Raw genomic sequence first — 25,049 nt, 5'->3', positions numbered from 1 at the left:
GCGGAACCAACCCGTCCCAGAAAGTGCCTGTTGCCATGGAATTCTTCGTCGTACCCGACGCCGCCACTACCGGCGCAATCACTGCCGGCATCCTGGCCGCCGTCATCCGCAGCAAGCCGGAGGCCGTCCTCGGCCTGGCGACCGGTGGTTCCCCGCTCCCTGTCTACGCCGCCTTGGCTGCCCACCGGCTGGACATGTCCGGTATCCGGGGCTTCGCGCTGGATGAGTACGTGGGGCTGCCGGCAGGCCATCCGCAGAGCTATGACGAAGTGATCCGCCGGGAAGTCACCGAGCGCCTGCACCTGGACCCGGCGAAGGTCTCCGTGCCCGCCGGCGGCGCAGCCGATCCCGGGCGCGCGGCCGCGGACTACGATGCCGCGATCGCCCGGGCCGGTGGGATCGACGTGCAGATCCTCGGGATCGGACACAACGGGCACGTGGCGTTCAACGAACCCGGCTCCGCCCTGGACTCCCGCACCCGGGTCCAAGCCCTCACGGACCGCACGCGCCAGGCCAACGCCCGCTACTTCAGCTCCCCGGACGACGTGCCGGGCCGGTGCATCACCCAGGGTCTGGGCACCATCCTCGAAGCCCGCCAGCTGCTGCTGGTGGTGAGCGGGGCGGACAAGGCCGACATCCTCCACGCGGCGCTCAGCGGGCCGGTCACGACGGACTGCCCGGCCTCCGTTCTGCAGCTGCACCCCCACGTGACCGTCGTCGCCGATGAGGCGGCGGCGGCACGGCTCGGGTCCGCCCTGATCGCCGCCGGAACCGCCCCCGCCACGGTGCGCACGGGAGCCGTCGGCGCCTGAGTCAGGCCGCGGGCCGGCCGAGCATCCGGCCGGCCCGCAGCACGGTGACCAGGCCGAAGCCGCGGTCCACGGCAACGACGTCGGCGCGCATCCCCACCCGCAGGCTCCCGAGCTCGGCCGCCAGGCCGAGCAGCTGCGCCGGAACCGCCGTCGCAGCCTTCACCGCGTCGGCGGGGCTCACTCCCGCCTGGACGGTCCGGCGGACCACCTCCAGCAAGGTGGCCGTGCCGCCGGCGAGGGCGCCGTTGCTTCGCAGGGTGGCGACGCCGTCGCGCACCACGACGGCGGAGGGGCCGAGTTCGTAGTCGCCGTCCGGCAGCCCGGTTGCCGCCATGGAATCGGTCACCAGCACGACATTGTCTGCCCCGACGAGGTCGAACACCATCCGCACGGTCTCGGGGTCCAGATGGACGCCGTCGCCGATGAGTTCCACGGCCACGGTGCCGGCGCGGGCCAGCCGGAGGCACGCCGCAACGGGGCCGGGGCTCCGGTGGTGCAGCGGCGGCATCCCGTTGAACAGATGCGTCACCGTCGGCCGGGGACCGGGCCCGGATCCCTGCCCTGCCCGGTAGGCGGCGGCCATGAGCCCGGCCGCTTCCGTCAGGGAGCGGGCCGTCAGTGCGGCGCCGGCGTCGGTGTGGCCCAGGGACGGCACGGCCCCGTGCTCCGCGAGGATCGCAACGATCTCGCTGGCCAGGGCAAGCTCCGGGGCGTACGTCATCGTCCTCAGCGTTCCGCCGGCCGCCCGCAGCAGCTCCCGGAGCAGCTCGGGATCGGGGTCCCGCAGCCAGCGGGGGTTCTGCGCGCCGCAGCGCGCGTGGGACAGGAAGGGGCCCTCCGAGTGGATGCCCGCGATCAGCCGTTCGTCCGCGAGGGGCTTCAATACCGCCAGCGAGTCCAGCAGGTCCTGGCTCGAGGCGGTCACCAGGCTGGCCAGCAGCGTGGTGGTGCCGCTGCGGTGCAGGAAGTCGACGGCGGCCCGGCAGGCCTGGCTGTCCCCGGTGGGGAAGTCCCCGCCGGCCGCGCCATGGCAGTGCAGGTCGACCAGGCCGGGCAGGATCGAGCCCCCGGCCGGAAGGCCGATCTCCTCGGCGTGGGGGAAGTCCGCGGCCCTGAAACCGGTGCGTGGCCCGGCGTAGGCGATCCGTCCGTCCGCCACGGCCACCACGGAGTCTGGCTGTGCGTGACCGTCCGAGATCAGCGTCCCGGACAGGAAGTACGCCGCAGGGGTGGCGGCTTCGCGGGGGTCCGGGCTGTGCATGGTTTTTTCCTTTGCGGGTGGCGGCTTACCGGGTGGCGTCAAGCAGGTTTCAGGAGCGCAGCGCCGCCGCGAACCAGCCGGTGATGGTGGCCGGGTGCGTGATGGCGGTGCCGACGACGACGGCGAACGCGCCGGCGTCGAGCGCCGCCTGCGCCTGCCCCGGCGTGTGGATGCGGCCTTCGGCGATCAGCGGTTTCCCCAGGCCGGCGGAGGCGATCTGGCCGAGAAGTTCAAGGTCGGGGCCGTCGGTCTTGACGCGTTCCCCGGTGTAGCCGGCCAGGGTGGTGCCGATCAGGTCAGCGCCGGCCTCCACCGCGGCGGCTGCGTCGTCGTAGGATCCGCAGTCGGCCATGACCAGGGCGTGGGACTCCGCATGGATGCCGGCCACCGTCTGGGCCAGGCTCAGCCCGTCCGGCCGCCGCCGGCGGGTGCCGTCGAGCGCCACCACATGCGCGCCGGCGTTGGCCACCGCCAGGGCATGGCGGAGCGTGGGGGTGATGAAGACGCCGTCGTGCCCGTCCTTCCAAAGACCGATCACGGGAACTTCGACGGCGGCGCGGGTGTGCTGCACGTCCGCCAGGCCCTGGACGCGGATCGCGGCGGCTCCGCCGATGACCGCCGACGCCGCCACCTGCGCCGTGGTGCGCGGATCCCGCATCGGTTCGCCGGGATACGCCTGGCACGAAACGATCAGTTGGGAGCGGAGGGACTCGAGGCCCGCGGGTGTCAGGATCATGGGGTTCCTAGGTAGTTGTAGGGCAGTGGCAGTGGCAGTGCTGACGCGTGGACGCGAGTCGTCGGCAGGTAGTCATTCCAGCACGAGTTTGGCGGCGCCGACGATGGCCGCGGAGTTGCCGAGCCCGGCGCGGAGCACCGGCACCCCGACCAGCGGGTCCAGCAATTCCTTGCGGAGCGCGGCTCTCAGGGGCCTCCACCAGGGATCCCCGGCGTCGGCGAGCCCACCGGAAAGGACGACGACGGCGGGGTCCAGGATGTTGATCAGGCCAGCGAGTGCCTGGCCCGCTGCCTGGGCGCCGGCGTTGATCGCCAGGCGTGCGTCGGCGTTGCCCTCCTTCGCGAGGGCGAAGACCGCGCGCGTGTCGGCGGCCTCGGGCGAACCGCCCAGACGGCGGTATGCCGCGTGAATGGCCGGACCTGAAGCGACTGCCTCCACATGGCCGGCACCACCGCACACGCAGGGCAGCGGCGTCCCGTCGTGATAGGCATACGGCGAGGCGAAGTGCCCCACATGGCCGCCGACGTAGCGGTGCCCGAGCACCGGCCTGCCGTCCAGCACCAGGCTTCCGCCAACGCCCGTGCCGAACGCCACCAGGAGCGAGCTTGCGGTGCCGGCCGCTGCACCGCGCCAGGCCTCGCCCAGGGCATGGGCATGGACATCGTTGACGGCCCGGACAGCCTCCGGGGCAAGCCCCAGCCGCCGGGCCAGCCCCGCGGTCAGCGCCGTGCCCGCCCAGCCACGGATGGCATCGGTAGCCGAGACCACAACCCCGCGCCCGGCATCGATCACCCCGGCGGATCCGATGCCCACCCCGCTGATGGGCATGCCCTCCGCGGCGGCCCGCTCCCGGAGCCCCGAAACCAGGGCCGCGGTAGCGTCCAGGATCGCTTCGCCGCCGGCCCGGTTGAGAGTCGGAACGGTCTCCGAGAACTCCAGCTCGCCGGCATCGGAGACCACCCCGGCCGCCGTCTTGGTCCCGCCAAGATCAACCCCGATAACGTGCGCCATGTTCGTCCTTCTGGTCTGTCTGCTGCGGTTCTGCTGTGGTCCGGTTAGTTGAGGTTGGGGCTGCGACGGATCGCAGTCTTGCCGGCGCTTGGACACCTCCCGCCGCGACGCTCCGGTCGCTGGGCGACCTTCGCATCACTCTGGTCGGCGATGCGCGCCTACACAAGACCACGATCCGCCGCATTCGCCGTCAGCTTACGTTCCGGTTCTGGATTCAGACGACGGCGACTTTCTCGCCGAGGCGGCTGCCGAAAGACGCTGAGGCGACATGGTCACCACAGCGATTGACGCCGGACTCTTGCTCACGCTCCGCTTTGGTGAGTCAGTCGCCCGAGGCGCGGGACCGGTGTTTCGTGTAGGCGCGCATCGCCGACCAGAGCGTCGCAAGGTCGCTCAGCGACCGAACGGCGCGTCGGGAGGTGTCTAAGCGCCGGCGAAACGCCGGATCCGCGCCGACCCGACCACAAAGTGACGCGACCCGACCACAGCGCACCGGAACCTAGGTGATTTGGTGGCCGGGCCGGCGTCGTTGGTGGGCTTAGACCAGGCCGTTGCGTTCCAGGATGACTTTGATCGCGGTGGTCTCGTCTTCGTTCAGGGACAGCATGGGCGTGCTCATGGTGTTGGATTCGATGATGCCCATGACCTGCAGGGCGGTCTTGAACGCGCCGAGGCCGGCGGCTCCGCCGGAGACGCGGCCGTTGGGGGTGTAGACGATCTCGAAGAGGTCCGCCAGGCGGTCCTGTTCGGCGGCGGCCTTGGCCCAGTCGCCGGCCACCGCGGCGTCGACGATGTTGCGGTAGCCGCGCGGGTCCACGTTGCCCAGGCCCGGGACGACGCCCTGGGCCCCGCCGAGGAGGGCGCCGTCGACGACGACCTCGTGGCCGGTGAAGATGTCGAAGTCCGGGATGTCCCGCGCAGCCAGCAGCAGCTGGCGGAAGGCCACGTCGTCGCCCGAGGAGTCCTTGACGCCGGCGATCACGCCTTCCCGGCCGAGCCGGACCAGCAGCTCGGTGGGCAGCTTGAAGTGGGTGCGGACGGGGACGTCGTAGGCGAAGATCGGTGTGCCCACGGCGTCGTGGATGGCGCGGAAGTGGGTTTCCGTTTCCTCCGCGTTGCCGATCGCGTAGTACATGGACGTGACGACGATGGCGTCGGCGCCGAGGTCGATGACCTTCTTGGCCTCTTCGATCACGCGGTTCGTGGTTTGTTCGTTGGCGCCGACGATCAGCGGCACGGCCCGTGCGTTCGCTTCGGCGATGGTGCTGACGACGAGCCCGCGCTCGGCGTTCGTCAGGTAGGGGACCTCCGCGGAGGAGCCGAGGACGAAGAGCCCGGACACGCCGCCGTCGAGCAGGTGCCGGGTGAGGTTCTTCAGCGAATCGGTGTCGATGCTGCCGTCCGCGTGGCGGGGCGTGACGAGGGGCGGGATGACGCCCTGGAATCGGGTGGACACAGGAAACTCCAATGATGGGTGGGTGAAGGGGACGGGTTGGGAGGAAAAAATCAGGGATGCAGCAGGCTGGGCGCGGCGCCGAGGAGCTTCTTGGTGTAGTCGTTGGAAGGATGGTCGAAGACCTGGGCGGCGGGTCCTTCCTCCACGATTTCGCCGAAGTACATGACGCAGATCCGGTCCGAGACGTAGCGGACCGTCTGGATGTCGTGGGAGATGAACACCATGCCCAGGTTCAGCCGGGTCTTGAGGTCCGAGAGCAGGTTCAGCACCTGCGCGCGGACCGAGACGTCCAGGGCCGACGTCGGCTCGTCCGCGACGATGATGTCCGGATCCAGCGCCAGGGCGCGGGCAATCGCCACGCGCTGGCGCTGGCCGCCGGACACCTGCGACGGCGTGACCTCGGCTGCCGACTGCGGCAGCCCGACGAGGGAGAGCAGCTCCTTGACCGTGGCGGCGCGGGAGGCTGCCGTCCCGATCCCGTGGATCCGCAGCGGGTCGGTGAGGATGTCCTGGATGGTCATCCGCGGGTTCAGCGCCGTGGCCGGGTCCTGGAAGACCACCGACACGGACCGGCCGAATTCCTTGCGCAGGGCCGCGTTGCGTTTGATCGCGGGCCTGCCGCGGAACAGGACTTCGCCTGAGGTGGGCGTCTGCAGGCCCACCAGGACGGAGGCCAGGGTGGACTTTCCGCAGCCGGATTCGCCCACGATCCCGACGGTCTCGCCCCGGCTGATGGTGAAGTCGACTCCGTTAACGGCCTTGACGATGTTGGGACGGAAGAAGCCGCCGGTCCGGGCCCGGTGGTGGACCTTGACGTTCTTCAGTTCGATCACGGGGGCAGCGGTTGAGGTGCTCACTTGGTGTCCTCCTTCAGATGGCTGGCCCAGTAGTGATCGGAATCGTCGCCCGGGCTTCCCACCGGGGTCAGCACGAGGTGCTGGTCCGGGTCGGCGTCGGGCCGCAGCGAGCGGGCGGCGAACCGGTCCCCGGCGGCGAAGTCCCGGGGGGAGGGCACGGTGCCCGGGATCTGGTGCAGGCGCACGGCGTCGGCCTCGATCGAGAGGACGGCACCCAGCAGCCCGCGGGTGTATTCGTGCCGCGGGTCCTGCAGCAGCGCCGAAGCCTGCGCCGATTCCACCACCTGCCCGGCGTACATCACGGTGATGCGGTGCGCGAGCGATGCCACGAGGGCAAGGTCGTGGCTGACGAACACCATGGCGAAGCCCAGCTGCCCGCGCAGTTCGTTGAGGAGTTCCACCACCTGGTGCTGCACGGTGACGTCCAGGGCGGTGGTGGGCTCGTCCGCCACCACGATCCGGGGTGAGCGGGAGAGTGCCATGGCGATGAGCACGCGCTGGCGCTGGCCGCCGGAGAGCTCGTGCGGGTAGCTGGCCAGGGTGCGGACGGGATCGAGCTTGACCATTTCGAGCAGCTCGGTCGGGGTCTTCCGGCCTCCGCGGCGGGTCAGCTGCTCCAGCTGGTCCTTGATCTTCATCGACGGGTTGAGGGAGCTCAGGGCGTCCTGGTAGACCATGGCGATCTGCTGGCCGCGGAGTCCCTGGTACGCTTTGGCGCTGCTGTTGCCCGTGGCCGGGTCCAGCAGTTCCTTGCCGTCAAAGGTGATGGAGCCGGAGATCCTGGCGGTCTTGGGCAGGAGGCCCATGATGGCCAGCGAGGTGATGGACTTGCCGCAGCCGGATTCGCCCACGAGCCCCATCGTTTCGCCTTCGCGGACAGTGAAGGAGACGTTGTCCACGATCGCGATGTCGCCGAAGCGGCCGGGGAAGCAGATGGAAAGGTTCTTGACCTCCAGCACCGTCCGGGCGCCGGCCGGGACCTGGGGGAGCCGGTCGGTGCGGGTGGCCTCGACGGCGGCCAGCAGCCTCAGCTCCGCATCCAGCAGCTCAAACGGGCCGGCCGGGCCGGCCGCTGGGTCCGGCCGGAGCCCGCCGGCCTCTTCCGGGTACGAATTGCCGGGAGCGGCTCGGACGCCGGCGAGCTCATGCTGTTCGACCACGGAGCTTTGGGCCACGGACGTCCCGATCTCGGTGTCGATGCCGACGGCGGCTGCTGCGCCAGCAACAACAGCCGCGGAGCCGTCGTCGTCCTTCACGGCGGGAGCCCGGCGGAGCTTCGGGTTCACCATGGCGTCGGTGAGGCCCTCGGCCAGGATGTTCAGGGCGAGCACGGTCAGCAGGATGGTGAGGCCAGCGAAGGTGGTGGCCCACCAGCCGCCGGAGAGCACCAGGTTGCGGCCGTAGGAGATCACGTTGCCCCAGGACGGTGCGGGGTCCTGGACGCCGGCGCCCAGGAAGGACAGCGACGCCTCCAGGATGATGGCATCGGCGACCATGACCGTGGCGAACACCAGCACCGGGGCGGCGGTGTTGCGCACGATGTGCTGGAGCAGGATGTAGAAGCGGCCGGCGCCGATCACCCGCTCGGCGCGGACGTAGTCCTCGCCGTACTGGGCGAGCACATTGGCGCGGACCACGCGTGCCAGCTGCGGGGTGTAGATGATCGCGATCGCGACGATGATGGTGGGCACCGAGTTGCCGAAGGCCGCGAGCAGGACCGCCGCCAGGGCGATCCCCGGGAACGCCATCAGGATGTCCATGAGCCGCATGATCAGCTCGTTCACCGTTTTGCTGGAGGTCGCGGCGAGGGAGCCCAGGAGGGCCCCGGCTGCGACGGCCAGCGCCACGGCGCCCAGGCCGATCATCAGCGAGGACTGCGAGCCGTAGAGCAGCCGGGAGAAGATGTCGCGGCCCAGCCGGTCGGTGCCGAACAGGTGCTCGCCGCCCGGGGCGGTGGCCGGAATGAACGACTCCAGCGGGTCATGCGGGGCGATGAGGGGCGCGAAGATGGCGGCACCGATGATGACCACCAGGAAGACGAGGGCGGACCGGGAGCTCCAGGGCAGCGCCTTGAAGCGGATTCCCGGGGCGCTCAGGCGTCCAGCGAGTTTGCTGCGCATGGGTCAGACCGTCCTGATTCGGGGGTTGATGAGCAGGTAGAGAAGGTCGACGGCGATGTTCACCAGCACGAAGGTGACGGAGATGGTCAGGACCACGCCCTGGACGAGGTTGACGTCCAGGTTGGTGATCCCGTTGAGGATCAGCTGGCCCATGCCCGGCAGCGCAAAGATCATTTCGATCACGACGGCGCCGCCGAGCAGGTATCCGATCCGCAGGCCCAGCACGGTGACCGGGGTGACCAGGGCGTTGCGGAGCACGTTCTTGGAGACGACTTCCCGGTAGGGGACGCCGTTGCCGATCGCCGTGCGGACGTAGTCGCGGTCCAGTTCCTCCACCATGGACGTGCGGACCACCCGGATCAGCGAAGCCGAGACCGGGATGCCCAGGGCCAGGGCGGGCAGGACCATGGAGTTCAGCCACCCGCCGAAACCGGATTCCGGCGTCGCGATGCCGCCCGAGGGGAACATGGGGCTGGCGCCCAGCGCGAACCACTGGATGAGCAGGATGCCGAGCCAGAAGGACGGGGTCGCGACGGCGGCGATCGAGAAGATCCGGACCAGCTGGTCCTGCCACTTGTCCCGGTAGAGCGCCCCCAGGACCCCGAAGGCCAGTGACAGGACAATCGCGATCAGCACGCCCAGGAAGGTGAGCTGAATGGTCAGCGGGAAGGCCGATCCGATCATCGCCGCCACCGACTTCGCCGGCGGCGTGGTGACGCCGAGGTCCAGCTGGAGCAGCCTGCCCAGGAAGCGGAAGTACTGCAGGACCAGCGGATCGTTCAGTCCGTTGCTCTGGCGGTACTGTTCCTTGGCTTCCTCGCTGGCGCCGTCCCCGAGGGCGCTGCTGGCCTGGTCGCCAGGCGCGGCCTGCAGGACGAGGAATACCAGCAGGGTGATGCCCAGGATCATGAGGGGCAGTGCTGCGAGCCGGCGGCCCAGCAGCCGCAATATCGTGACCAATCTAGTTCTCCGGTCTTGTCCGGCCTAGGCCGTGCGGCCGACGCCGATGAAGGAAACCCCGGTGGTGGGCAGCGGCTTGAACCCGCTGAGCTTCTTGGCATCCCAGGCACTCGGGAGCTGGCGGTGGAAGATCGGGTAGAGCGGGAGCTCCTCGGACACGAGGTCCACGATGTCGCCGGTGAGCTTCTTGGCGTCGGCCTGGGTGGACTGGCCGGCCTTGGCCATCAGTTCCACGAGCCGGGCGCGCTCCGGGGTGTCGGCCCAGTATGCGCGGCCCTTCATCCAGGTGTCGCCGGCGTAGAACCAGCTCAGCAGCAGGTCGGCGTCGTTGCCGAAGACGGAAGGGTCGCCGGGGGCTGCGACGACGGAGAAATCGGCCTTCCCGACGCGGTCGCTGTACAAGGCGCCGGACTGGAGGTTCTTCAGCGTCACCTTGACGCCCGGGATCTTGTTCCAGGACTCCAGCATCAGCGGGGCTACGTCCTTGACCCAGGCGGTGTCGGTGGTCAGGAGCTCGAATTCCAGGCTCGTGATGCCGGCTTCCTTCAGCAGGTCCTCGGCTTTCTTGGGGTCGTAGCCGTAGACGTTTTTGGCCTTGACGTAGTCCGGGTGGCCTTCCTGGAAGTAGGAGCTGGCCGCCTTGGCGTTGCCGAACAGGGCCTTCTTGATGATGGAATCCTTGTCCAGGCCATAGTGCAGGGCCTGGCGGACTTTCTTGTTGTCGAACGGGGCCTTGGCGCAGTTGAACATCAGGAAGAGCATGCCGAAGGACTGGACGGATTCGACCGTGGCCTTGGACTTCAGCCCGTCGATGTCCAGGTACGGGACGTCCTCGATGGCCTGCACACGGCCGGACTGCATGGCGGTGACCCGGGCGGCGGCGTCGGAGAGCAGCAGCCAGGTCATTCCCTTGGCGAGGGCGGGCATCGGTCCGTTGTAGTCGGCGTTCGCCTCGAACACGATCTTGTCGTCCTTGACGGCGGAGATCAGCTTGTACGGGCCGGTGCCGACGGGCTTGGCATCGAATGCCTTGAGTTGATCGGAGCCGAGCGGGAAGTTCGTGAGCGCCTTGGGCACGATCTTGACGACGGAGATGCGCGGCGCAAAGCCGGGGAAGGCGTAGTTCAGCGAGAACTCGACGGTCTTCGCGTCGACAGCCTTGACGTCCTTGATGAACGGGATGAACTGGGAGAAGAGTGACTTGTTGGCCGGTTCCATGACGCGGGTGAAGGAGAACACGACGTCCTCGGCCATGAGCGGGGTGCCGTTGTGGAACTTGGCCCCGTCGCGGAGTGTCACCTGGTAGGTGGTGTCGTTGACCTTCTTGGGGTCGGCTGCGGCCAGGGCGTTGTAGGGCTGGCGGGTCGCCGGGTGCAGCTCCACGAGGCCTTCAAAGACATGCAGGTTGGCTGCCTGGGGAGTGGCCCCGGAGGAGGACAGGGGATCAAAACCGGTGGAAAGAGCGTAGGAAATGCCGGCCTCGATGATGAGGTCCTTGTTGATCGGGGCCGTGTTCGTGGCCGCCCCCGTGGTGGTGGGGGCAGGAGCACCGCAGGCTGCCAGGGAGGCGGTGAACGCCGCCGCGGCGCCCATGGCGCCCGTCAGCTTGAGGAAGCTCCGGCGGCTGGCGTCGTTGGCCAGTGGCAGGTTCTTGAGGGTCTTGCTCATATGATGCCTCACCATTCCAGTAAATTTATCGGATGTAGGACGTCCGATGCTCGTAGGGAAACTGTAAGGGGCGTCACAGCCCCTCGTCAAGCGGAAACAGTGCCGGCCCCGAAACGGAGATTCAGCACAACATCGGATATCCTATGTCTGGCCGCGGCGGTGCGGCCCAGCAGCCGGCGGCCCGCCGGCGCAGTCCCGTTGCGTGAAGCAAAAAGGAGATCCGGATGTCGCTGATCGTCGGCGCCTATCCCGCCCAAAACCCGGGAGCCGTGCAGCAGCCGTTCTTCGAGGAGCTGGCCGGAATCTCCTCGATCCGCGGACTCGAACTTCTCTACCGGGCTTCCGGCGGCGACCTCTGGCCGGCCGGGGCCCCCGACGCCTGGTCAGCTGTCGTGACGGCAATTCCGGGAACCATGCAGCGCCTGGGACTGGACGGGAATTTCGGCCTTGCCTCGACGGACTCCGGCGGACGAAGGTCCGCAGTGGACTTCGTTGCAGGCATCAAGGACTACGTGGCCGCCCTCACCGATGCGGGCCACCCGGTCGAAGCCGTCGAACTCCACTCCGCACCGCCTCATCACGCCTCCGGAGCCGCATTCGGGGAATCACTGGCAGAAATACTGGGCTGGGACTGGCACGGCACGACGATCGTCATCGAACACTGCGACGCGCCTCGCGTCGGGCGGGCTCCGGAAAAGGGGTTCCTGCGATTCGAGGAGGAAATCCGGGTCGTGCGCTCCCTCCGCGAGCAGGGACTGCATGACATCGGGGTCCTCGTGAACTGGGCCAGGTCAGTCATCGAAACCGGCGAAAGCCGGACTGCGGCAGAGCACATCAGGTATGCCCGCGAAGCCGGCGTTCTCACCGGTCTCATGTTCTCCGGCTGTTCGCCTGAAACGACAGAGTTCGGTTACCCGTGGATAGATGCCCACCTCCCGGCGGTCGAGGTCCAGGGAGCCCCGGCAAGCTCCCTGCTCAACGCCGGAGAGATCGCCCGATGCCTCGACGAAGCCGGGGAATTGCCCATCACGGGCTTCAAGATCGGCCTCCCGCAGGACGCGGTCGCTCCCGCCGACAGGGTCGCCCGCCTGCGGCAGATGTGCAATGTGATCACCGAAGGATTTTCGGCCGGGACTGGTCAGCGGCCGGAATTCTCCCCGACGTGAACCGCGCCCGTCGCCATGTCGAACTGGAATGTCCGTCCGAGGCGCACGTCGAGTCCTTCGTATTTTCCTTCCACGGTGAAGGTGAGTTTGAGGGTGCCCCGGGCCACGTTGTCGTCCGCGACGGTGTAGGTGGGCGTGAAGTAGAGGGCGTCCTCGCCGGGCAGGAGATCGGCGGGTGGGAACGCCCCGGCGCCCGGTCCGGACAGCAGGACAGCCGTCGCCGCCCCGGAGCCTTCATTTCGAACCCGTCCCGTGAAGGCCAGGATGTCGCCCGCCTTGTAGCCAGGGACAATCGGGCCGTAGTTCAGATCCTGCGCCTCCCGGCTTCCGATCACCTGCGCCATGTCCGCTGAATAGCCCTGGCCGATCTCCTTCCAGGTGTGGACCCCCCAGTCGCCCCCCTCCGCAGAGATGACGTGGAACTCCCCGGCGTTCCGCCAGACGCGGGGCCTGCCGGGCGTGATGGAGCGCAGTTCCATGTGGAACACCAGGCCGGGGGCGGCCCCCGGTGGGGCAACGTCCCCGGCGGTCGCGAGCTGGTCTGCAAGCTGCCTAGCGGGGACGGAAATGAAGACAATTTCCCGGTACCCCTGCCGCTCATAGAGAACCCCGATATTGCCGTCCGGCAGCCGTGCTGCTGTCGAATACCCCGAACTCCCCGGGCACAGGAGCAGCTTGGCCGGCCACGTCGCCCCGTTGTCGGGGGAAAGGCTGAGGACCGTGTTGCGGCGCAGCGAGGTGTCATGGTTGTTGCTGGCCAGGAGCCACGAGTCTGTGGATTCGGAGGCCAGGGAAGTCAACGTCGGCAGGCCGTCAAAGCGCGCCAGGGACCCGTTGTCGCTCGGGTCGGGCAGGTCCTCGACAGCAAGCAGCGGGCTCCAGCTGTGTCCGCCGTCCTCCGACACAGCCGCCAGGCGGCGGGGGGCGGCCCGGCTGTGCAGGAGAAGCCGGCCGTCCGAGAGGGCGGCGACTTTGTTCTCGTTGGGGCCGGCGCCGTCCGGTCCGGCACCGATGAGTTCCCCGAGCACCCAGTTCTCGCCGTGGTCATCGCTGTATGCGGAGGCTGCCATGATCTCTCCGGCGGCCAGGACGACAAACTGCTGTACCAGCCTGCCCCGGAGCGGTCCCGTATGGATTTGAACGCCCTGTCCGGCCGCAGCGAAAATCCCCGTGATGTCCGGGGCGCCGGCGCCGATTGTGGCCGGGCGGCCCTTCAGCTGGCCGGTTATCCGCCGGTGGCGCCAGGTCAGCCCGTCGTCATCGGAGAAGCTGATGTCGCAGTGCTGGACATCGTCATCATCCGGACGGGCGCCCGCGGAGGCTTCGAAGAAACCGGCGCGCGTCCCCGCGGCATGGAAGATGAAGATCCGCCCGGTTTCGGCGTCAACCAGCAGGCTCGGGTCACCATAGCCGTTGAGCCCGACGCCGGTGCGGACCACCTGCTGGCTGTCCCAGGTCCGGCCGCTGTCGGTACTGCGGCGCAGCAGGAGATCGATCGGGCTGGGAAGATCATCAAGGTTGGGACGGCCATCGTAGGCGGCCAGCACGGTGCCCTGCATGGACACCGCCAAGGCGGGGATCCGGTACTGGCGGTATCCGCCGACGCCGCGGACGGCGAGCACGTGTTCGACGTCGGGATCCACGAGGGGGAGGGCCGCCGCGCCGGCGAAGAGGTGGGATGTCATATGTACATGGTAAGGGCGGTGGGGCGTCACGGTCAGGACGGTCCATTATTCGGCCAGGATCCGGCGGAATAACGCCCGCTCCAGGTTGGCCTGCCACGCTAGGGCGTTCCCGTGAGCAGCGGTTGGCAGCTCGGGCAGAAGTAGATGTCCCGTTCCTCGACGACGGCGAGGGCGGACGGCCGGGCACCGGCACCGGCACCGGCGGCGGCACCTGCACCGGTAACAGTCTTGGCGAGGACCCCGCGGCGCACCGGGGTGCCGCACTTCAGGCACGGCTGGTGCTCGCGGCGGTAGACCCAGTAGCCGGGGCGCCCGGCCGTCCGGCCCACGGGAAGGCCCACCGGCATGCCCCGCGCGTTTGGCACCGTGGTCCGCCGGCCGGGCCCCAGATTGGCTTCCAGGAGGACTTTGGCGTCGGTGATGAGGGCGGGCAGGTCAGCCACCGCGGACACCGGAGAGGCCGGATGGATGCCGGAGAGGAAGCAGGCCTCGCAGCGGTAGATGTTGCCGATCCCGGCCAGGTTCCGCTGGTCCAGGAGCGCGACGCCGATCGGGACCCCGGGCGCCGCACGGATCCGCCGTTCGGCCTCGGCCGGATCCCAGTCCGGTCCCAGCAGGTCCGGGCCCAGGTGCCCCACGACGGAGTCCTCCTCCGCGGTCCTGATGACCTCCAGGATGCCGAGGGAAAACCCGACGGCGTCTGCCGCCGCGGTGCGCAGCACGCACCGGGCGGTGAACCCGGGTTTGCGCCACCGGCCTCCCGGCGGGTAGACCTGCCAGGCCCCCTCCATTTTCAGGTGCGAGTGGACGGTCAGGCGGTCTTCCGGCCCCGGACCCTGCAGCCTCATGAGCAGGTGCTTGCCGCGCGGGACCACCTCGTTCACGGTCCAGCCGTCCAGCTTGAGGGTCGCGAAGCGGGGCACCCGGAAGTCGGAGGAGATCAGTTGCCGGCCGGCCAGCGCGGCGTGAAGCTGCGCGGCCGCGCGGAAGACGGAGTCGCCCTCAGGCACGGATCCTCAGTCCCTTCGGGGTGGAGTAGGCGCCGGCCTGGGCCAGGGCGGCGGCGACGGGAGTGTCCAGGAGGCCGTGGCCGTTGACTTTTTCCATGATCAGCTTGTCCACCGCGCCGCGTTTCACCACCCCCACCAGGGCCGCGCCGGCCGCGGACAGGATCCCGGTGTCCTCGCTGAACGCCAGCAGGGTCTTGCCGCCGCGCTCCACGTAGAGGACCAGGGCGCCGTCGACGAGCACCACGAGGGCCCCGGCCTTCCGGCCGGGCCGGTGCCCGGTGCCGGCCTCGGCGTTGAGGGCAGGCCACGGCAGGGCCGCGCCGTAGGCGTTGGCCGGGTCCGTAGCGGCGAGGGCCAGCGCGACCGGCTCGGGTTTGGACAGTTGGGTGTCCTCGGCGAAGGACCGCAGCCGGTCCACGGTGGCCGGCACGGCAAACTGGGCGGCGCCGAGGTGTTCGATGAAATAACCCCGCCGGCACCGGCCGGCTTCCTCCAGCCGGGCGAGCACCTTGTACATCAGCCCGAAGCCGCCCAGGATGTTCTCCGCCATGACCGATCCGCGGGTGACCACGCCGTACCGGTCCAGCAGCAGTTCGGCGGTGGCCCGGGCATGGATGGTGGCGTCGAGCTCCGGGGCGGGCAGCGCGGACCAGCGGCCCGCGGCGAGCGGCGGAGTGGGGGCGGTGCCGGTGACGGAACCGTAGCGGCCGCCGGTGAGCCCCGGTGAGCCCAGTAACCCGGTCCCGTGGGCGCGTCCCAGCCGGCTCAGCCGCGGTGCCCGGGCCCGCGGCGCGCGGGCGACCTGCCGGTGGGCGGTGTGGCCGCCGGCGATCAGGGCGCGCACCGGGGCGAAGGTGTCCCCGGTGATCCGGCCCGCCCAGGCCAGGTCCCAGAGCGCGGCGACCACGTCCTGGTCGCCCACCACCGAGTCCATGCCGCCGGCGATGTCGGTCAGCTGGCGGAAGAAATAGCCGCCGCCGTTGTTGCGCAGGTGGTCCAGGAGGCGCTGCTGCGCGTCGCCGGGGACGAAGTCCACGGCCGGGTTCAGCGTCAGTTCGGCCGAATCGGCAAGGTGCAGGCTCACCCAGCCGTCGTTGCCCGGCAGCGGGCCCGCGCCGGACCAGAGGACCTCGCCGGCCGCCATGAGCTCGTCCAGCATGGCGGGCTGGTAGTCGGTGATCCGGCTCGCCAGGACCAGCGGCTCCCAGGCAGAGGCGGGGACGGGAACGCCGGAGAGCTGGTCGACGGCCGTGATGATGCCGTCCAGCCCGCGCAGCGCCGGCTGCCCCTGGCGGCTGCCGGGGATGCGGACGTTCTGCCAGGCCGGAAGAAAACGGCCGTACGCGGCAGTGTCCACGGGCTCGACCTCTGCCCGCAGCGCGGCGAGGGAACGGCGGCGGAGCTTGCGCAGGACCTCGGCGTCGCACCACTCGCTGACACTTGCCGGAGGCAGAACGACCGGCAGAACGACAGCCGGGGCGGCGGGCGCCGGCACGCCCGTGTCTGCTGTGCCCGGCGTCCCGCCGGCTGTCTCGCCTGCCGTCCCATCCGGGGGAGAGGCGTGGGGACGGAACTCGCCTTCCACCACGCGTCCGTCCGCGGCGAGCCGCTTCAGCGCGGTGCCGACGACGGCGACGCCGAGTCCCAGCCGGGCGGCGGCTTCGGCGGACGTGAAGGGCCCGTGGGTGCGGGCATAGCGCGAGACGAGGTCGCCCAGCGGATCCGCGACAGGCTCGATGAAGGCCAGCGGCACGCCCATCGGCAACGGGACGCCGAGGGCGTCGCGCAGCCGGGCGGCGTCCTCCACCGCGGCGTAGCGCTCGGCGCCGCCGACGTTGACCTTGATGGCGCGGCGGGCGCGCTGGAGGGCCGCGAGGTGGATGGTTGCGTTGGCTAGGGTCGCGACGGTTTCGACAGGCTCAACCACCGATAAAGGCTCAAGCCGGGCCGCGACTTCCCCGGGCGTGAGCGGGCCCAGCAGCCGCAGCAGGTCCGCGACGCCTTCCAGGCCGCGCACCTTCCGGTCCGGTGCCAGGCGCTGCAGCTCGCGTTCGGTGGCGTCGATGACCGCGGCGTCGAGCAGTTCCCGCAGCTCCACCCGGCCCAGCAGCTCGTTGAGCAGGGTCGAATCCAGGGCGAGCGCGGCGGCCCGGCGCTCGGCGAGCGGGGAATCGCCCTCGTAGAGGAACTGCGCGACGTAGCCGAACAGCAGGGACTTGGAAAACGGCGACGGCTGCTGCGTGGTGGTCTCCACGATCCGCAACTCGCGGCGCTCGATGGAGGCCGCGATGTCCTTCAGGGCCGGAAGATCGTAGACATCCTGCAGGCATTCGCGGACGGTTTCCAGCACGATCGGGAACGTGGGGTATTTCCGGGCGACGTCCAGCAGCTGGGCCGAGCGCTGCCGCTGCTGCCACAGCGGCTGCCGCTTCCCGGGAGTCTGCCGTGGCAGCAGCAGGGCACGCGCGGCGCACTCACGGAAACGGGAGGCGAACAGGGCGCTGCCGCCGACCTCCGCCGTCACGATCTGCTCCAGCTCCTCGGGGTCGAAGAGGAAGAGCTCGGCGCCGGGAGGTTCGTCCTCCATCATGGGGACCCGCAGCACGATCCCGTCGTCGGCGGCCATGGCGGAGCCGTCCATCCCGTAGCGCTGGTGCAGCCGCTGCCCGACGGCCAGGGCCCAGGGTGCGTGGACCGGCATGCCGAAGGGGCTGTGCAGCACCACCCGCCAGTCGCCGAGTTCGTCATGGAACCGCTCCACCACGAGGGTGGTGTCACAGGGGACCACCTCGGTGGCCAGCTTCTGTTCGGCCAGGTACTGGATCAGGTTGTTCGCCGCGAAGCCGTCCAGGCCGCTGGCCCTGCAGCGTTCGGTGGCGGGCCCGACGTCGGACGCCGACAGTTCGCGCACGAACGCGCCCAGCGCCCGGCCCAGGTCCACCGGCCGGCCGAGGGAATCGCCCTTCCAGAAGGGGAGCTTGCCGGGCTGGCCGAAGGCGGGGGAGACCAGGACGCGGTCGTGGGTGATGTCCTCGATCTTCCAGCTGGTCGCGCCGAGGGCAAAGATGTCGCCCACACGGGATTCGTAGACCATTTCCTCGTCGAGTTCGCCGACGCGGCGCCCGCCCTTGGCCGCCGCCGCGGCCGGGCTCGCCGCCCTGCCGTCCGCGGCTGCACCGCCGGCGGAGCCCGGGGAGCCGGTGCCCTCCGCCTCGGTGCCGATGATGTAGACGCCGAACAGCCCGCGGTCCGGGATGGTTCCGCCGGACGTGACGGCCAGCCGCTGCGCGCCCGGGCGGCCCTCGATGGTCCCGGCGTTGCGGTCCCAGATGATCCGGGGCCGCAGTTCCGCGAATTCGTCCGAGGGGTAGCGGCCCGCCAGCAGGTCCAGGGTCGCCTCGAAGGCGGAACGGGGCAGCGAAGCGAAGGGTGCCGACCGCCGGAGCGTGGAGAACCATTCCTCCACATCGATGGCGCCCAGGGCGGCGGCGGCGACGGTCTGCTGGGCCAGGATGTCCAGCGGGTTGGCCGGGACGCTGAGCCGCTCGATCTTCCCGCCGAGCATCCGTTCCACCGTGATGGCCGTGTGCACGAGGTCCGCGCGGTGCTTCGGGAACAGGACGCCCTGGGAGATCTCGCCGACCTGGTGCCCGGCGCGCCCCACCCGCTGCAGCCCGCTCGCCACCGACGGCGGGGACTCCACCTGCACCACGAGGTCCACGGCGCCCATGTCGATGCCGAGTTCCAGGGAGGACGTGGCCACCACGCAGCGCAGCCGGCCGGACTTCAGGTCGTCCTCGATCAGGGCTCGCTGGTCCTTGGACACCGACCCGTGGTGGGCCCGGGCCAGCACCGGATCGGCGCCGGCGGTGCTGCCGGCCTGCGCCATCATGTGCGCCGGCGTGGCCGTCGACGTTGGCAGCGGCCCGCCGCCCGGCACCGCGGCCCCGCCCGGCGGTGCGCCTGCCGGGGAGGCAGACTCCACGGCATCCCAGCCGCCGCCCGCGGCCACGAGCTGGCGCCCGGCATAGATCTCGTTGAGCCGGGCGGTCAGCCGTTCGGCGAGCCGGCGGGAATTGGCGAACACGATGGTGGACTGGTTGGCCAGCACCAGATCCACGATCTTCTCCTCCACATGCGGCCAGATGGACGCCTGCGGCTGCAGCCCGGACGCCGGGCCGGAGTCGAACGCCGCGGCCGCGCCCTGAAGATCGGACATGTCCTCCACCGGGACGGAGACTGTCAGGTCCCAGTTCTTCCGCGACGGCGGGGCGACGATCTCCACCGGTGCCGAGCCGGCCAGGAACTGCGCCACGAGCTCCCTGGGCTCCACGGTGGCCGAGAGGCCGATCCGCTGGGCGGGTTTGGGCAGCAGGGCATCGAGGCGTTCCAGCGATACCGCCAGGTGCGCACCCCGCTTCGTGCCAGCCACGGCGTGGACCTCGTCGACGATGATGGTGTCCACCTCGCTGAGGGTCTCCCGCGCCTTGGAGGTCAGCATCAGGAACAGGGACTCGGGGGTGGTGATGAGGATGTCCGGCGGGTGGCTGAGCAGCGAGCGGCGGTCCGACGCCGGGGTGTCCCCGGAGCGGACCCCGACGGTGATCAGCGGCGCGGGCAGCCCGAGGCGCTTGGCGGTCTGCGTGATGCCGATCAGGGGGGCACGGAGGTTGCGTTCGACGTCGACGCCCAGCGCCTTGAGCGGGGAAATGTACAGCACCCGGGTATTCCGCCTGGGTGCCTTCCGCCGCGTGCCCTTCAGCGCCGCCGCGTCCAGGCCGGGCAGTTCCTGGGGCTCGGCGGGGGCAGCGGCCAGCAGCCGGTCCAGTGCCCAGAGGAAGGCCGCGAGCGTCTTGCCGGAGCCGGTGGGGGCGACGACGAGGGCATGCGATCCGGAGGAGATGGCGTTCCAGGCGCCGTCCTGGGCCGGGGTGGGCTCGGCAAAGGCACCCAGGAACCAGTCCCGGGTCGGCCGGCTGAACCGGTCCATGGCGCCGGCCGCACGTGCTCCGGCGGCGAGCTCGCGCCCCTTCATTCCTCCATCATGCCTTACGGCACCGACAGTATCCGGCGGCCCGTTTCCGGGGTCCAGCCCGGGGCCCGGCCCGGCGCCCGGCCGTACCGTCAGCCCGGCAGCGCGCCCGGCTCAGCGTAGCTCCGGCGCACCGCCGCTACTTGGCCTGGAAGGCCTCGATGATCAGCAGGTTGATGCCGGCGTTGCTGCAGGCGTCCCGGGGCTGGGCGAGGAACAGCGAGGCGGTGTCCTCGGGCGGGTAGATCCTGAGGCCGGCGGCCGGGACCCGGGTGCAGTCCGTGTAGTTGGCGGCCTGGGTGTAGCGCAGCGTTGCGGTGCCCGCCTGGCCCGGGGCGAGCAAGACGTCGGTGACCGGGATCGACTCGTCCCGGGTTGCGGGCGCACCGATTGGCTCGCCGTTGGCGTCCGCGGTGAGGGAGACTCCCGCGTACCCCTTCAGCAGGCAGGGCCCGGTGCCGGAGTTCGTCAGGATCAGCTGCTGGTAGACGCTGCCGGCCGCGCCGCCGCCGGTGGAATCGGTGCTGGCCGTCAAGCCTGCGGCCTTGCAGAGCGCCGGGCCGGACTGGGTGGTCGGCTGGGCGCCCGGCGGGGTGGACGCCGGCGACGGCGGCGCCGAGGCGGACTCAGCCGGGGAAGCGCCGGAGCTGTTCGACGCGCTTGCCGTGGGTGCCGCCGGTCCGGTGGTGGACTGGGTCTGCGCCGCGCCAGCTCCGCAGCCGCTGAGCAGGAGCGCTGCCGCGGCAGCCGCCGTCGTAAGTACCAGGATGTTCTTGGTTCGCTGAGGCCTCATGGCTCAACTTTCATGCCCGCCGTTGCCTTAGTCAACGATGCCACGACCGCGGGTCCTGATTGATGACCGGATTGTGATTTCCGGGCCCCGGTCCAGCCGCAGGACCGGGCGGCCCGGCGTCACGGACGCCGCCCCAAGGCGTTTCCAAGGTCGCTGGGCCGTAGAATCGGCAGTACCTCCCGCTTTGAACCTCCACCCGGAAAGGACCGCCGATGACGACGCGTGCTTCTTTCCGGGTGTTCCGCAGCAGCCTGATCGGATCCCTCATCCTCGGCCTCGCGGCCAGCGGACACCTGGCCGGCGGCGGACGGTTGCCGGACCCGGCGGTCCTGGCCGCGCTCTGTGCCGTGGCGATCGTCCCGGTGGCCGCGCTGACGCGCTTCCAGCTGTCCTTCCCTGTCCTTGCCGGGCTGATCGGGGCCGGGCAGGCGTGGCTTCACTGGTCGTTCACTGCGCTGTCCGCCGGAAAACCCATGGTTCCGGCCCAGATGGTCCAGAGCCATACCGGGCACGTTGCCTCGGCCGTGCCCGCCGAGGTGTTCAGTTCCGCCATGACGGCTTCTTCGGCCGGAGCCGACGGCCTCATGTTCGCCGCGCACGCCGCCGCGACCCTGGGTACGGCGGTGTTGCTGGCCCGCGGAGAACAGGCACTCTCGGCGCTGGCCGTCTGGTTGCGCCCCTTGGTGCGGCTTCCCGAACCTGTCACGATCGTACCGGTGCGCGTCCCCGCACCCGCCCCGGCGCCCGTCATTCTTCCCCTGGACCGTCTTGGCCGCCGTCTGCCGACCCGGCGCGGCCCTCCGGCATTCGTGCCCGCCGCCTGAGACGGTCCCTTTCGCACACGGATGAGGGACCGCAGGCAGTGAGGCGCTGCTCTTACCGGACGGACACTGCGCCGGCCGGCCCCCCACCCGTTTCCTTTTGTGAAGGCACCATGCCATGAAGACCTCCCTTCGCCGTACCCTCAAGACCGCCGCCGCAGCCACGATGACCGCCGGCCTGCTCGCCGCCGGCGCCGCAGCAGCGTCCGCCCACGTCCATGTCGAGCCGGATGACACGGCGGCCGGCGGCTACACGCACGTGACCTTCAATGTCCCCAACGAATCCCCGACGGCCAAGACCAGCAGGCTCGAGGTGACCCTGCCCACGGACACCCCGTTCACGTCCGTCTCGGTCAAACCCATCGAGGGCTGGAAGGCCGAGGTCACCACCAGCAGCCTGCCCCAGCCGGTCACCATCGCGGGGGCCACGGTGACCAAGGCGGCCAGCTCCGTCGTCTGGACAGCCGACGCGGCCCACCAGATCGGGCAGAACGAATACCAGGCGTTCTCGCTCTCCGTCGGAGTCCTGCCGGACGCCGGGACAACGGTGACGCTGCCCACGGCCCAGACCTACACCGACGGGTCCGTGGTGAAGTGGGACGAGAAGACCGTTGAGGGCCAGGCCGAGCCCGGGCACCCGGCACCCTCGTTCGTGACCACGGCCAAGGATGCCGCGGCCACGGCCGTCACTGCCGCATCCCCGGCCCCGGCCACCCCGGCGGCCACCCCGGCGGCGGCCCCGGCCCCGGCGGCGGCGTCCTCCACCGGCGGTGAGACCGCCGGCTGGTTCGGACTGGCCGCAGGGTTGATCGGCCTGGCCGCCGGCGTGACCGCCCTGGCCCGCACCCGCCACGCCAAGGTCAGCTGACCCGTCGCCGGCCGGGCCCACATTGCCCGCGCCGAGACTGCCCGCGCCGGAAGATCCGGTGCGGGCAGTGTCGGGCCGCCTGGCAACTGATATGTGGGAAGGTTTGTCAAGGGGCAGTGGTGAGCGGCTCCCAACTTCTTTGGTGGGGGCCGCTGGTTGGGGTGCCGTCCGGGTGTGGCGGTCGTGCTGGCGAGTCTTGTATTCGACTGCAGTGTCAGGCTGATATGCGCGGGTTGGGTTACCGCATGACGATTGTTCGGCTGGGACGTATCGCTGTCTAAAATCGAGCGTCAACGGTGGCCCGTGTGCTCATAGTCGCGTCTCGATTTGGCCCCAAAGTGCTGCCACGTCACGCCCGCCACGCATCCGGAGGGCACGTTCTTTACGCCGCTTTCATGCGGCCCCCCTGCCCGTGTTCGCCTTGCTGGAGGGGCGCGGCCAGGGACCAGCACCAGCCGGCGAGTTCCCTGGCGATCGCGGTGTTGGCCGTGACGGACCTTTTCTTGCGGGCATCGAACACTTCCCACTTGTGGTGGAGCCGGTGGTTGCCTTCCAGGGCCCGGATCCGGGTGGCCGGGGCGACGAGGTCCAGCTGGCGCAGCAGCCGTTCCCCGGGCCGGGAGTAGGGGCGCCGGTGCTGCCAGGCAGCCTCGATGAGGAGTTTGCGGGCGTATTTGCTGCCGGCTTTCGTGATCGGTCCCTGGTGCCGGGATTGGCCCGAGGACTGCTGACTGGGCACCAGCCCCAGGTAGGAACCGATCGACGAGCCGGTGAACCGGGTCCAGTCGCCGATTTCCACGGCGAGCCCGAACCCGGTCGTGACCTGGATGCCGCGCAGGCACATCAACGCGTCGATCACCGGGGTGTACCGGCAGTCCTTGGCGACCGCCGCGACGCGCTGGTCGATGCGTTTCAGGTGCGCTGCCAGCAGTTCGGCCTGCTCCACGTCGGCTTCGTAGGTGAATTGGAGTACCGGGGAGTCGAAGTGCTGCCGGTGTAGCCAGGCCCCGTGCTCCTTCGTCCATTTGGTCTTCTCCGGGTACCTGATTCCGTGGCGGAGCAGGATCGCGTTGACATGCTGGCGGGCATGGGCGAGGTCCTTCGCGGCCGTGGCCCGCAGCCGGGACAAGTCCCGCAGGTCCTCCTGCTCCCGCGTCGGGACCTGCACTTGCGTGACTTGGCCCAGGGCGAGCATTTCCGCCAAAAGCCGGGCGTCCCGCTTGTCCGTTTTAATCTTGTCTCCCGGTGCCCGCAGCAGCTTTGAGGACGCCGCCACCACGCAGTCAACGCCGGCCTCCCGCAGGAACCGGGCCAGGACATACCCGGTCGGGCCCGACTCGTACACGGCCTTCACCGGCGGCTCGAAGCGGCGGACCCAATCCAAAACGACCGCCGGGTCCGAATCCATCTGCATCCGGACCAGTTCCCCGGTATCCGGGACCAGCGCGCAGCCGACAACAGACGCCGCGTGAACATCCAACCCAATAAACGTATGCTGAAACATAACCGGGACCTCCCAAAACTCACATGTGGCACTACCAATGCAACTCTCCGAGGGCCTCCGGGGCCAGGAGGTTGTTCACTGGCAATCCACGGACGCTGTGAAACAGAAGGTCCCGGCCCCTCGCCAACGGTGACCGCAGCCCCTGCCCGTCCGGATACAAGGCCATCCCCGCCGGGCCATAGGCCCCGCGGCGCCACCTCCGGGACGACGGAAACCCGCCAGCATCAAGCCGGCGCCGCGGGACCGCCCGGCGACAATGGCCGCCCCGGACGGGGCAGGAAACCCAACCACCCCCACCTCATATCGTCTAAAGCGGTTGGCGTTCCGTGGCTTGCAGCGCCTTGGCCCGACCAGCCTGGGTCCGGTGATCCGAACGCCCCGTGTGGCGGACGTTAGTCCGTTTCCGGTCCTGAGCAGTAGTGGCAGTCGTCCGGGCAGGATCCGCCCGCGGCAGGCCAGAAGTCCGGGCCGGCCAGTGTTTCGCCCGGGTCTTTCTCGGCCGTGCGTTCCGGCGCGCTAGCGGCGCTCATTCGCTGCCTCCGGCGTCGAGGGCGGCCAATTCGTATCCGTCGGTGACGTGGAACAGCTGCCGGTTGCCCCGGTCCGACATGACCCACACGACGGCGCCGTCGGCGGTCCGGTTGTCCACCCGGCCGGTGTGCTCGAGGTGGCCATTTCGACGGAGCTGGACGCTGTCACCGATCTGGACGTCGTCCCAGTGGGCTGAGCCGCTGGTGGCCCGGTTCTTCTGCAAAGTCACGATGATTCCTGGAGGTCACTGGTGGGAAACGCTTCTGTGACTTAGCTAACCGCAGGCGGAGGACGCGGCTCAATGGGTTAATTGACGGAGACGCAGCGAGTTTGTTGTGCAGTCGTCCAGTGGGGTTCCCGCCGTCAACCGGCCCGGCGCAGCAGGTCGCGGAACGTCGGTGCCGGACCACGGCGCCGGATGACGGGATTTTTCGGGTCTAAGCGATCAGTGCATGGAGGTCGACGCCGAAGAAGGCCACCAGCGGCCAGAGCAGGATCGCTGCAAGCCCTTCCAGGATGTTGCCGGGGATGTTCCAGGCCACCAAGTATCCATGGGTGGCGGCGACCAGCAGGCCGATCGCCAGATAGGCCAGCCCTATGAAACCAATTCCGCGTCCGCCCATTCGGCGCCTGCCAAATCCGCGCATCATCGCTTCTCTCCCATGATGGGTGGGAGCTAAAGTCTATTCCGCACCCGCCTCTTTGGATATGGGCGGCCTCAGCCGGACTCGGGGTCCTCGAGCGCGTGATCGCCCACG

20 protein-coding genes are annotated in these 25,049 nt (G+C 69.8%); 4 read left to right on the top strand and 16 right to left on the bottom strand.

What is annotated here, in order from left to right:
- Positions 1 to 35 precede the first annotated feature (35 nt).
- Positions 36 to 812 carry a glucosamine-6-phosphate deaminase gene (locus ACQCSZ_RS17770; RefSeq protein ID WP_427005009.1) on the top strand — a complete coding sequence of 259 codons (777 nt, stop codon included), beginning with the start codon at positions 36 to 38 and terminating at the stop codon, positions 810 to 812.
- A 1-nt stretch (position 813) separates the two neighbouring features.
- Here the strand turns inward: ACQCSZ_RS17770 and ACQCSZ_RS17765 are convergent, their stop codons facing one another.
- The 8 genes from ACQCSZ_RS17765 to ACQCSZ_RS17730 all read right to left on the bottom strand — a co-directional run bounded on the left by ACQCSZ_RS17765 (position 814) and on the right by ACQCSZ_RS17730 (position 10,881).
- The gene (locus tag ACQCSZ_RS17765) at positions 814 to 2,073 is read right to left on the bottom strand and encodes an N-acetylglucosamine-6-phosphate deacetylase (protein WP_427005008.1); all 1,260 of its coding nucleotides are present in this window, start codon (positions 2,071 to 2,073) and stop codon (positions 814 to 816) included.
- A 49-nt stretch (positions 2,074 to 2,122) separates the two neighbouring features.
- Positions 2,123 to 2,809 carry an N-acetylmannosamine-6-phosphate 2-epimerase gene (locus ACQCSZ_RS17760; protein ID WP_427005007.1) on the bottom strand — a complete coding sequence of 229 codons (687 nt, stop codon included), beginning with the start codon at positions 2,807 to 2,809 and terminating at the stop codon, positions 2,123 to 2,125.
- Between the two features lie 72 nt (positions 2,810 to 2,881).
- Positions 2,882 to 3,820: an ROK family protein gene (locus ACQCSZ_RS17755; protein ID WP_427005006.1), complete on the bottom strand. Its 939-nt coding sequence runs from the start codon at positions 3,818 to 3,820 to the stop codon at positions 2,882 to 2,884.
- Between the two features lie 538 nt (positions 3,821 to 4,358).
- Positions 4,359 to 5,276 (bottom strand): dihydrodipicolinate synthase family protein, encoded by a 918-nt coding sequence (locus tag ACQCSZ_RS17750; RefSeq protein WP_427005005.1) that lies wholly within the window; start codon positions 5,274 to 5,276, stop codon positions 4,359 to 4,361.
- Positions 5,277 to 5,326: 50 nt separating this feature from the next.
- On the bottom strand, positions 5,327 to 6,133 hold the full coding sequence (locus ACQCSZ_RS17745; RefSeq protein WP_427005004.1) for an ATP-binding cassette domain-containing protein: 807 nt from the start codon (positions 6,131 to 6,133) through the stop codon (positions 5,327 to 5,329).
- Positions 6,130 to 8,253 carry a dipeptide/oligopeptide/nickel ABC transporter permease/ATP-binding protein gene (locus tag ACQCSZ_RS17740; RefSeq protein ID WP_427005003.1) on the bottom strand — a complete coding sequence of 708 codons (2,124 nt, stop codon included), beginning with the start codon at positions 8,251 to 8,253 and terminating at the stop codon, positions 6,130 to 6,132. The genes ACQCSZ_RS17745 and ACQCSZ_RS17740 overlap by 4 nt, the downstream gene beginning before the upstream one ends.
- A 3-nt stretch (positions 8,254 to 8,256) precedes the next feature.
- Entirely contained in the window at positions 8,257 to 9,213 is a 957-nt protein-coding gene (locus ACQCSZ_RS17735; RefSeq protein WP_427005002.1) for an ABC transporter permease, read from the bottom strand.
- A 24-nt stretch (positions 9,214 to 9,237) separates the two neighbouring features.
- Positions 9,238 to 10,881, bottom strand: a complete 1,644-nt coding sequence (locus ACQCSZ_RS17730) for an ABC transporter substrate-binding protein (protein WP_427005001.1) — start codon at positions 10,879 to 10,881, stop codon at positions 9,238 to 9,240.
- A 224-nt stretch (positions 10,882 to 11,105) separates the two neighbouring features.
- Between ACQCSZ_RS17730 and ACQCSZ_RS17725 the strand changes: the two genes are divergently transcribed.
- On the top strand, positions 11,106 to 12,047 hold the full coding sequence (locus ACQCSZ_RS17725; protein ID WP_427005000.1) for a DUF4862 family protein: 942 nt from the start codon (positions 11,106 to 11,108) through the stop codon (positions 12,045 to 12,047).
- On the opposite strand, the gene ACQCSZ_RS17720 is transcribed toward ACQCSZ_RS17725, so the two are convergent.
- From ACQCSZ_RS17720 to ACQCSZ_RS17705, 4 genes are all read right to left on the bottom strand, one after another.
- Positions 12,020 to 13,732: a sialidase family protein gene (locus tag ACQCSZ_RS17720; RefSeq protein ID WP_427004999.1), complete on the bottom strand. Its 1,713-nt coding sequence runs from the start codon at positions 13,730 to 13,732 to the stop codon at positions 12,020 to 12,022. The two genes, ACQCSZ_RS17725 and ACQCSZ_RS17720, sit on opposite strands and share 28 nt — an antisense overlap.
- 98 nt (positions 13,733 to 13,830) lie before the next feature.
- Complete coding sequence (locus ACQCSZ_RS17715; RefSeq protein ID WP_427004998.1) at positions 13,831 to 14,742, bottom strand: DNA-formamidopyrimidine glycosylase family protein; 912 nt, start codon at positions 14,740 to 14,742, stop codon at positions 13,831 to 13,833.
- Positions 14,735 to 19,777, bottom strand: a complete 5,043-nt coding sequence (locus tag ACQCSZ_RS17710; RefSeq protein WP_427004997.1) for an ATP-dependent helicase — start codon at positions 19,775 to 19,777, stop codon at positions 14,735 to 14,737. The genes ACQCSZ_RS17715 and ACQCSZ_RS17710 overlap by 8 nt, the downstream gene beginning before the upstream one ends.
- A gap of 136 nt (positions 19,778 to 19,913) precedes the next feature.
- The gene (locus ACQCSZ_RS17705; protein WP_427004996.1) at positions 19,914 to 20,567 is read right to left on the bottom strand and encodes a DUF4232 domain-containing protein; all 654 of its coding nucleotides are present in this window, start codon (positions 20,565 to 20,567) and stop codon (positions 19,914 to 19,916) included.
- A 212-nt stretch (positions 20,568 to 20,779) separates the two neighbouring features.
- Here ACQCSZ_RS17705 and ACQCSZ_RS17700 point away from each other — a divergent pair, with 212 nt between their 5' ends.
- Together ACQCSZ_RS17700 and ACQCSZ_RS17695 are read left to right on the top strand one after the other, a co-directional pair.
- Entirely contained in the window at positions 20,780 to 21,391 is a 612-nt protein-coding gene (locus ACQCSZ_RS17700; RefSeq protein ID WP_427004995.1) for a hypothetical protein, read from the top strand.
- 115 nt (positions 21,392 to 21,506) lie between these two features.
- The gene (locus tag ACQCSZ_RS17695; protein ID WP_427004994.1) at positions 21,507 to 22,256 is read left to right on the top strand and encodes a YcnI family protein; all 750 of its coding nucleotides are present in this window, start codon (positions 21,507 to 21,509) and stop codon (positions 22,254 to 22,256) included.
- Between the two features lie 382 nt (positions 22,257 to 22,638).
- On the opposite strand, the gene ACQCSZ_RS17690 is transcribed toward ACQCSZ_RS17695, so the two are convergent.
- From ACQCSZ_RS17690 to ACQCSZ_RS17675, 4 genes are all read right to left on the bottom strand, one after another.
- Complete coding sequence (locus ACQCSZ_RS17690; protein WP_427004993.1) at positions 22,639 to 23,760, bottom strand: IS110 family transposase; 1,122 nt, start codon at positions 23,758 to 23,760, stop codon at positions 22,639 to 22,641.
- 392 nt (positions 23,761 to 24,152) lie between these two features.
- Positions 24,153 to 24,290: a hypothetical protein gene (locus tag ACQCSZ_RS17685; protein ID WP_427004992.1), complete on the bottom strand. Its 138-nt coding sequence runs from the start codon at positions 24,288 to 24,290 to the stop codon at positions 24,153 to 24,155.
- Complete coding sequence (locus tag ACQCSZ_RS17680; protein WP_427004991.1) at positions 24,287 to 24,520, bottom strand: hypothetical protein; 234 nt, start codon at positions 24,518 to 24,520, stop codon at positions 24,287 to 24,289. Before ACQCSZ_RS17680 ends, ACQCSZ_RS17685 begins: the two co-directional genes overlap by 4 nt.
- A gap of 208 nt (positions 24,521 to 24,728) precedes the next feature.
- Positions 24,729 to 24,941: a hypothetical protein gene (locus ACQCSZ_RS17675; protein WP_427004990.1), complete on the bottom strand. Its 213-nt coding sequence runs from the start codon at positions 24,939 to 24,941 to the stop codon at positions 24,729 to 24,731.
- Positions 24,942 to 25,049 lie beyond the last annotated feature (108 nt).

It is taken from the genome of Pseudarthrobacter sp. H2 (assembly GCF_050157045.1).
In the GTDB taxonomy this organism is placed as follows: Bacteria; Actinomycetota; Actinomycetes; order Actinomycetales; family Micrococcaceae; genus Arthrobacter.
Note: the sequence above shows the minus strand (reverse complement) of the source record. Positions and strands in the feature narration are given on the sequence as shown.

What these genes read in the sequence shown, in the direction of transcription:
- ACQCSZ_RS17675 (WP_427004990.1), bottom strand. Translation starts at nt 24,941, where the DNA reads ATGATGCGCGGATTTGGCAGGCGCCGAATGGGCGGACGCGGAATTGGT.
- ACQCSZ_RS17760 (WP_427005007.1), bottom strand. Translation starts at nt 2,809, where the DNA reads ATGATCCTGACACCCGCGGGCCTCGAGTCCCTCCGCTCCCAACTGATC.
- ACQCSZ_RS17740 (WP_427005003.1), bottom strand. Translation starts at nt 8,253, where the DNA reads ATGCGCAGCAAACTCGCTGGACGCCTGAGCGCCCCGGGAATCCGCTTC.
- ACQCSZ_RS17705 (WP_427004996.1), bottom strand. Translation starts at nt 20,567, where the DNA reads ATGAGGCCTCAGCGAACCAAGAACATCCTGGTACTTACGACGGCGGCT.
- ACQCSZ_RS17685 (WP_427004992.1), bottom strand. Translation starts at nt 24,290, where the DNA reads ATGAGCGCCGCTAGCGCGCCGGAACGCACGGCCGAGAAAGACCCGGGC.
- ACQCSZ_RS17765 (WP_427005008.1), bottom strand. Translation starts at nt 2,073, where the DNA reads ATGCACAGCCCGGACCCCCGCGAAGCCGCCACCCCTGCGGCGTACTTC.
- ACQCSZ_RS17730 (WP_427005001.1), bottom strand. Translation starts at nt 10,881, where the DNA reads ATGAGCAAGACCCTCAAGAACCTGCCACTGGCCAACGACGCCAGCCGC.
- ACQCSZ_RS17700 (WP_427004995.1), top strand. Translation starts at nt 20,780, where the DNA reads ATGACGACGCGTGCTTCTTTCCGGGTGTTCCGCAGCAGCCTGATCGGA.
- ACQCSZ_RS17770 (WP_427005009.1), top strand. Translation starts at nt 36, where the DNA reads ATGGAATTCTTCGTCGTACCCGACGCCGCCACTACCGGCGCAATCACT.
- ACQCSZ_RS17725 (WP_427005000.1), top strand. Translation starts at nt 11,106, where the DNA reads ATGTCGCTGATCGTCGGCGCCTATCCCGCCCAAAACCCGGGAGCCGTG.
- ACQCSZ_RS17755 (WP_427005006.1), bottom strand. Translation starts at nt 3,820, where the DNA reads ATGGCGCACGTTATCGGGGTTGATCTTGGCGGGACCAAGACGGCGGCC.
- ACQCSZ_RS17690 (WP_427004993.1), bottom strand. Translation starts at nt 23,760, where the DNA reads ATGTTTCAGCATACGTTTATTGGGTTGGATGTTCACGCGGCGTCTGTT.
- ACQCSZ_RS17695 (WP_427004994.1), top strand. Translation starts at nt 21,507, where the DNA reads ATGAAGACCTCCCTTCGCCGTACCCTCAAGACCGCCGCCGCAGCCACG.
- ACQCSZ_RS17720 (WP_427004999.1), bottom strand. Translation starts at nt 13,732, where the DNA reads ATGACATCCCACCTCTTCGCCGGCGCGGCGGCCCTCCCCCTCGTGGAT.
- ACQCSZ_RS17710 (WP_427004997.1), bottom strand. Translation starts at nt 19,777, where the DNA reads ATGAAGGGGCGCGAGCTCGCCGCCGGAGCACGTGCGGCCGGCGCCATG.